General features: G+C 45.4%; 8 protein-coding genes. 3 read left to right on the top strand and 5 right to left on the bottom strand.

What is annotated here, in order from left to right:
- Positions 1-2 precede the first annotated feature (2 nt).
- From DDR33_RS23930 to DDR33_RS23940, 3 genes are all read right to left on the bottom strand, one after another.
- Complete coding sequence (locus DDR33_RS23930; protein ID WP_109418334.1) at positions 3-884, bottom strand: class I SAM-dependent methyltransferase; 882 nt, start codon at positions 882-884, stop codon at positions 3-5.
- A 129-nt stretch (positions 885-1013) separates the two neighbouring features.
- A complete protein-coding gene (locus DDR33_RS23935; protein ID WP_109418335.1) occupies positions 1014-1766 on the bottom strand; it encodes an ABC transporter ATP-binding protein in 753 nt (250 codons plus the stop codon).
- Complete coding sequence (locus DDR33_RS23940; RefSeq protein WP_109418336.1) at positions 1763-2494, bottom strand: MlaE family ABC transporter permease; 732 nt, start codon at positions 2492-2494, stop codon at positions 1763-1765. Before DDR33_RS23940 ends, DDR33_RS23935 begins: the two co-directional genes overlap by 4 nt.
- Before the next feature lie 234 nt (positions 2495-2728).
- On the opposite strand from DDR33_RS23940, the gene DDR33_RS23945 reads away from it, so the two are divergent.
- Genes DDR33_RS23945 through DDR33_RS23955 form a run of 3 tightly spaced genes read left to right on the top strand, consistent with a single transcriptional unit; the run spans position 2729 to position 4825 of the window.
- Positions 2729-3271 (top strand): PspC domain-containing protein, encoded by a 543-nt coding sequence (locus DDR33_RS23945; RefSeq protein ID WP_158280854.1) that lies wholly within the window; start codon positions 2729-2731, stop codon positions 3269-3271.
- Between the two features lie 5 nt (positions 3272-3276).
- Positions 3277-4209 (top strand): LiaI-LiaF-like domain-containing protein, encoded by a 933-nt coding sequence (locus DDR33_RS23950; protein WP_109418338.1) that lies wholly within the window; start codon positions 3277-3279, stop codon positions 4207-4209.
- A 1-nt stretch (position 4210) separates the two neighbouring features.
- On the top strand, positions 4211-4825 hold the full coding sequence (locus DDR33_RS23955) for an RDD family protein (protein WP_109418339.1): 615 nt from the start codon (positions 4211-4213) through the stop codon (positions 4823-4825).
- Here DDR33_RS23955 and DDR33_RS23960 read toward each other — a convergent pair.
- On the bottom strand, positions 4822-5253 hold the full coding sequence (locus DDR33_RS23960) for a Fur family transcriptional regulator (protein ID WP_109418340.1): 432 nt from the start codon (positions 5251-5253) through the stop codon (positions 4822-4824). The genes DDR33_RS23955 and DDR33_RS23960 overlap by 4 nt on opposite strands.
- Positions 5254-5639: 386 nt before the next feature.
- Positions 5640-6137, bottom strand: a 498-nt coding sequence (locus DDR33_RS26080) for a hypothetical protein (RefSeq protein WP_158280855.1), incomplete at its 5' end; no start/stop codon positions are given.

Here is a 6137-nt window from a genome sequence, read left to right on the forward strand (position 1 = left end):
ATTTAAACCCTTCTCACCTTCCCAAACACACCCAGCGGAAGCTTATTCCCTGCGGTTGCCTGGAGATAGAGTTCACCGGTTTCCATGTTCTGCGGATTCTGTATAGTGCTTTTAAGCAGGTTTTCAACAATAACAGATGAAAATCCCAGGGAATATGTATTGAGTATTAGAAAGTGTTCCTCTTCATCCAGAAGCCTTGACACATCCTGCATCATCTCCAGGATATGGTCTTCAAGTTTCCATTTTTCGCCGTTAGGCCCGTGTCCGTATGCCGGAGGATCAAGGATAATACCATTATATTTCTTACCCCGCTTGATCTCCCTTTTTACAAATTTCAATGCATCTTCCACCACCCACCGGATATTCTGCAAATTCGAAAGTTCCTGGTTTTCATTCGCCCAGGTAACCACCTGTTTAATAGAATCAACATGAGTGGTATCGGCACCAGCCGCTTTTGCAATAAGGGACGCACCGCCTGTATAAGCAAACAGATTGAGCACCTTTGGTTCAGCAGTCTTAAACAGTTTGATACTTTCTGAAATATAATCCCAGTTTACAGCCTGCTCCGGAAACACCCCTACATGTTTAAAAGAAGTAAGTGCCAGCCTTAATTTTATGTTTACATCCTTATTGGCATAATTAATATACCAGCGGTCAGGTGTTTTGGGATTTTTCTTTATCCATTCACCTGAAGTTGCAGACCGCCCTTTAAAACGGATATCGTGTAGTTTTTGCCATTCCGACTGGGGCAACTGTTTTCCCCATACAGCCTGCGGTTCGGGCCGGATGAGAATGATATCGCCAAAGCGTTCCAGCTTTTCGAAATCGCCGCAATCAATAAGTTCGTAGTCTTTCCAGTGGGAAGGGGTAAGTAATGAAATCATGTATAAATAAAGCTATTAGCCCTCAGCAATCAGCATTAATTGCCAGTTAACCGCCGTAAAAATAGGTATAATGGACAACATTGCTTTGTATTTGACCTGAATAATTTATCCCGCATACATCTTATCCTCTTAGAGTTTATCCTTTGCTGCCTGCGTAAATTTGCTGGCGAAAACAAAGTCATTTAATTGCTGATTGTCAGTATGGGCGATTTCCTTATTCGAGCCCTCCCATTCTTTCAGTCCCTCGTAAAGGAAAAGGATATGTTCACCGATGCCCATCACGGAATTCATGTCGTGCGTGACCACCACAGTAGTAATATTATACTCATCTGTGATTTCGTTAATGAGCTCGTCAATCAGGATCGCAGTGCGCGGATCAAGTCCCGAGTTAGGTTCATCCACAAATAAGTACTTAGGCTGCATGGATATAGCCCTGGCAATTCCCACCCTTTTCTTCATTCCCCCCGACAGCTCTGCCGGAAACAGTTTATTTTTGCCCGCAAGATTAACTCTTTCGAGGCAGAAGTTTACCCTTTCAAGCTTTTCAGCTCTGCTTTGAGTAGTGAACATATCGAGTGGAAACATAATATTCTGCTCGACGGTCATCGAGTCAAAAAGTGCAGAGTTCTGGAAAAGCATTCCGATTTCTTTCCGGATCTCAATGCGCTCTTCGGTATTCATCTTTGTAAAATCCCGTCCGTCGTAGATAACAGATCCCTGGTCGGGTGTATGAAGCCCTACCATACATTTAAGCAAAGTTGTTTTGCCCGACCCCGATCCCCCGATGATGAGATTGTTCATTCCATCCTGAAATACACCCGAAATCCCCTTGAGAACATAATTGTCGTCAAACGATTTATGAATATCTTTAATTTCAATCATAACATCAGGCCCGTAATAACATAATCAGCCGCGAGAATAGCAATACAACTGGTCACAACAGTCTTCGTGCTGGCCCTGCCAACATCAAGAGCACTGCCTTTTACATAAAAGCCCTGGTAGGAAGACACAGAGGTGATAATGAATCCAAAAAAGAAGGCTTTCACCAGCGCCACTGCGATAGTATAAGGAACAAAGCCCTCAGTAATACCGCGGTAATAATCTGCTCCGCTTATAGCGCCAGAAAATGTTCCTCCGATGTATCCGCCCATAATAGCAAGTCCGATAGAGATGGTAACAAGAAGCGGAATCATCGTAATTCCTGCTACTATCTTGGGCAGGATGAGATAGCCGGGAGCGTTGATCCCCATAATTTCAAGCGCGTCGATCTGCTCGGTCACTCTCATGGTTCCTATTTCAGAAGCAATAGACGAACCGATCTTTCCGGCCAGGACCAGTGCGCTGATGGTCGGGCTTAGTTCCAGGATCGTAGAGTCCCTGTTTACCGAACCGATGATGGTTCTGGGAATCAAATCACTTTGAAGCTGAAAGGCAATCTGCAATGTCATTACAGCCCCTACGAACACAGAAATAATCCCGATCAGGTAGAGAGAGTCGACCCCAATGTAGACCATCTCATTGAAAATATTAGTCCAGTAAATTTTCCATTTCTCAGGCCGCTTGAAAACGGCCTTTAACAACAGGATATAACGTCCAAAGTGAGTAAACATTTCTTTATAGTGTATAAGTTATTTTCTTGTCAGGTATCTCCGGATCCATTATTTTGCTACCGACGTCCCCTGTTCTTTTGTCGAACAACACTTTCCTGCTAAAGGATGTTTTAATTATACTTTCAGTTTGTTAATTATCAAGCGAATAATTGTAACAAAACGTTTAGCCGGAAATCTAATTCAATAATAATGATTCTGCCGCAAAGATGCGGGCGGATCTTAAATAAACATAATATGGAAAAGAAACTGCAAAGGGATGAAAATAAAAAGGTACTGGCAGGTGTTGCAGCGGGATTAGGGGAGTACTTTGATATGGACGTGACGTGGGTCAGGATAATTTTTGTTTTAATGGCCGTGTTTGGCTTCTCAGGGGTACTGATCTATATCATCTTATGGATTGTAGTGCCGGCAAAGCCATTCTTCGAGTCCTACGGGAATAATTATGAACCCAACTATCAGAGGGGGAGCGGAACAGATTACAAAAGGCCGCCGGAATTTGACTTTCCTCCGTTGAAGAAGGAAGGAAAGGGGAGGTACATAGCCGGGATCATTTTGATTGCGCTTGGCGGATATTTTATGCTCAGGGAATTTGATTATATTCCGTATTGGTTTTCCATGCAGAAGCTTTGGCCCGTTGTACTGATTGTTGTCGGTGTTCTTATTCTCGGAAACTCGCGAAAAAAAAATACCTTTAGCGGGGCAGACAGCACGGCGGAGAAATCAAAAGGATTTGAAACAAATGATAAAGATCAACCGGGCGATCAGCCATTAGCTTAGAAATTATGAAAACGGATAAAATAATCTGGGGTCTTGTTCTTGTTTTTGTAGGAGGGATCCTTCTTCTTGAAAACTTTGATGTGATAAATTTCCAATGGATCGTCGTGTGGCGGTTCTGGCCGCTCATTCTCATCCTGATTGGAGCCAACATGCTCTTTTCCCGGGGTGATTCCAAAACCGGTGAGCTCGTTTCTGTTTTTCTTACCATTGCCGCTCTGGGTTTTATAGGATGGCAGGGCGCGACACGTGAATCTGATGATCAGGCACAATGGTTTTTCCACAACGATCGCGACAAAGGTCGCACGTCAAGAGAATCAAAGTATCAGGTCTATAGTGAACCATACGCGGCAGGCGCAGGCATAGCCACCCTCAATGTTTCGGGAGGTGCTACCGCATACGAACTTCGGGATACTACCAGTGATCTTTTTTCGGCTAGGGTAAATAGCAGTATAGGAAGTTATTCACTGAAGAAAACTTCCAGGGACAGTTCGGAAACCCTCGATTTTAAAATGACGGAGGGGAGCTGGACATTAGGTGAAGATACCCCTAACCGCGCAATCATTTCTCTCAATACCAGACCGGTATGGGATATTAACGTAGAGACAGGAGCCGGAAAAGCTAATTTCGATTTCACTGCTTTCAAAATAAAAAAGCTGACCTTCAAAGGGGGGGCGACAAAACTGGACATGAAGCTTGGAGAGCCGTCAGCTGAGACCTATGTAAAGATTGAGACCGGCGTTTCCAAAATACATATTGCAATTCCTTCCGGTGCTGCCTGCAGGATTAATACAGACTCCGGATTATCGTCGAATAAGTTCGCTGGTTTTGAAAAGCAATCAGACGGTTCGTATATTACTTCAAACTTTAACTCCGCTTCACGGAAGATCATTATCGACTTTGAAGGAGGGCTTTCTAAGTTTGTCGTAGAACGGTATTAATATGCTGGAAGATGAATATCTCGTAGTTATAGGGGGCAAACCCCAGGGGCCTTTTTTTAAAGATCAGCTGAAAGATCTAAAAATTAGTCCGGATACTTTCGTGAAAACAAGAGGCATGGCCGATTATAAAGAGGCGAGGGAGGTGGCAGAGCTTTGTGACCTTATGGGGTTCAAACATAGCGCTATACCCGCGCCTCAGTATTACGCTGGAATCGACAGCCGCCTGCTCGCTGTAGCGATTGATTATATACTGGTGCTCTTCGTATATGTGCTTGTGCTAATTGTTATGGTTTCCTTCGTGGAATCGCAATATCTGCGTGTGGCTTTTTCACTGACGGGCATCCCCCTGATCCCTGTAACGAAGATCATTATCGGTGTTTTTATGGAAGCTTCAGAAAGGCAGGGCACTTTCGGAAAAAGCTGGCTTGGAATTAAGGTGACGGACGAGCAGGGTAACCGGATCAGCTTTTCGAGAAGTCTTTTGCGTAACTTTCTTAAAATTGTGCCGGTTTTAACTCTGGGTATCGGGTATTTTACGGGCTTTTTTAACAGAAGGCAACAATGCCTTCACGACATCATGGCGGGAACGCTGGTGATTAAGGACCGGCTGGTTTAATCCTTTTTTTCGTTTTGGCATTTATCGCATGTCCCGCTGACGATAAGGCTTACAGACTCCACCTTAAATCCCTGAGGAACATTTACCGGCGGAATGTGCATGTCATTCAGGCAATACACATTTCCGCAAACAGTGCAGTTAAAGTGTATATGCTCATCATGATGATCGTGTTCGCTGCATTCCGACTGGCAGATAGCGTATGTTGCAGTACCGTTGATATCGATGATCTTATGGATAATCCCCTTTTCTTCAAAGGTTTTAAGAATGCGGTACAGGGTCACTCTGTCAATATCTTTTCCTAATATCTCTTCGAGTTCAGGCTGAGAAGTGGCTACATTCCTGCCGGAAAGTATTTCAAGAACACTGTTTCGCGGTGCTGTCTTTTTTAAGCTGTGTTTCTCAAGTAACTCATCGAATTTACGCTGCATCTTTTTCCCTGTCTGATAAATCTTCGGATTATGATATCTTACAAACTTAGAGGAAATTGTCCTATATCGCAAATCCCCGCTCGTCCCCGGCGGACAGGACGTGCTTTTTGACCAGGCTGCGATACATAAGGTTTAAAATATACCTTGACGCATCAGCACTTCCAGGCAGGCCCGGGAATGTAACCCGCCAGCAGTTCCCGCACCACTTATGCAGCGCAACTATCAGCCCTGATATTGCCATGTCACCTTTTCCCGCCTCCCATGCGCTCTTTCTTCAAAACCACGGCTAGTATGCCTTACATCTCCGTCCCCTTCGCCCCCCATTTAAGGCCGCCCCCTATATTCCTTCCCTTAAAGAGAAACCCGTTTTAAAGAGAAAACCACCTTTAAAGGGAAAATCTCTTTCCCAATACAAAAGGCATCCCTTCATCACCATCAGTGCTCAATCTTTCCTTTACGCTCAACACACCCTCCGAACTCACCCCCCTCTCATTCTCCACAACACCCTCCGGCCCGTTTCTCCCCGTGCCACTTCCCGATAACCCATCTGCTCTTACCCTCCGGCTTCCCCTTTTCTCCTTAGCCCTCATCTTTTCCGCCCCTTTAGCCATCTTTTCCAGCAACTCATTCCCCGCATAACACAAGCCCGGGTGACGCCCCCGGGCCTCCTTCCTCACTTTCAGCGGCTCCTCCAGCGAAAGAGGCTCCGTCGTCCTGAAAGCCGCCAGGATCGCCGCAGGGCTGAACGAAGGCGTGTTCACCAGTCCGCCCCCTGCACCCGTATCACTGACGCCCAGGCAATCCAGCGAGGCCGTCACTATTACCATACACCCTTCCGGGATCGTCCCCTCCATCTCAAAGTCCAGCGCCTCCATATCCTTCCA

Source organism: Pararcticibacter amylolyticus, assembly GCF_003130405.1.
In the GTDB taxonomy this organism is placed as follows: domain Bacteria; phylum Bacteroidota; class Bacteroidia; order Sphingobacteriales; family Sphingobacteriaceae; genus Arcticibacter; species Arcticibacter amylolyticus.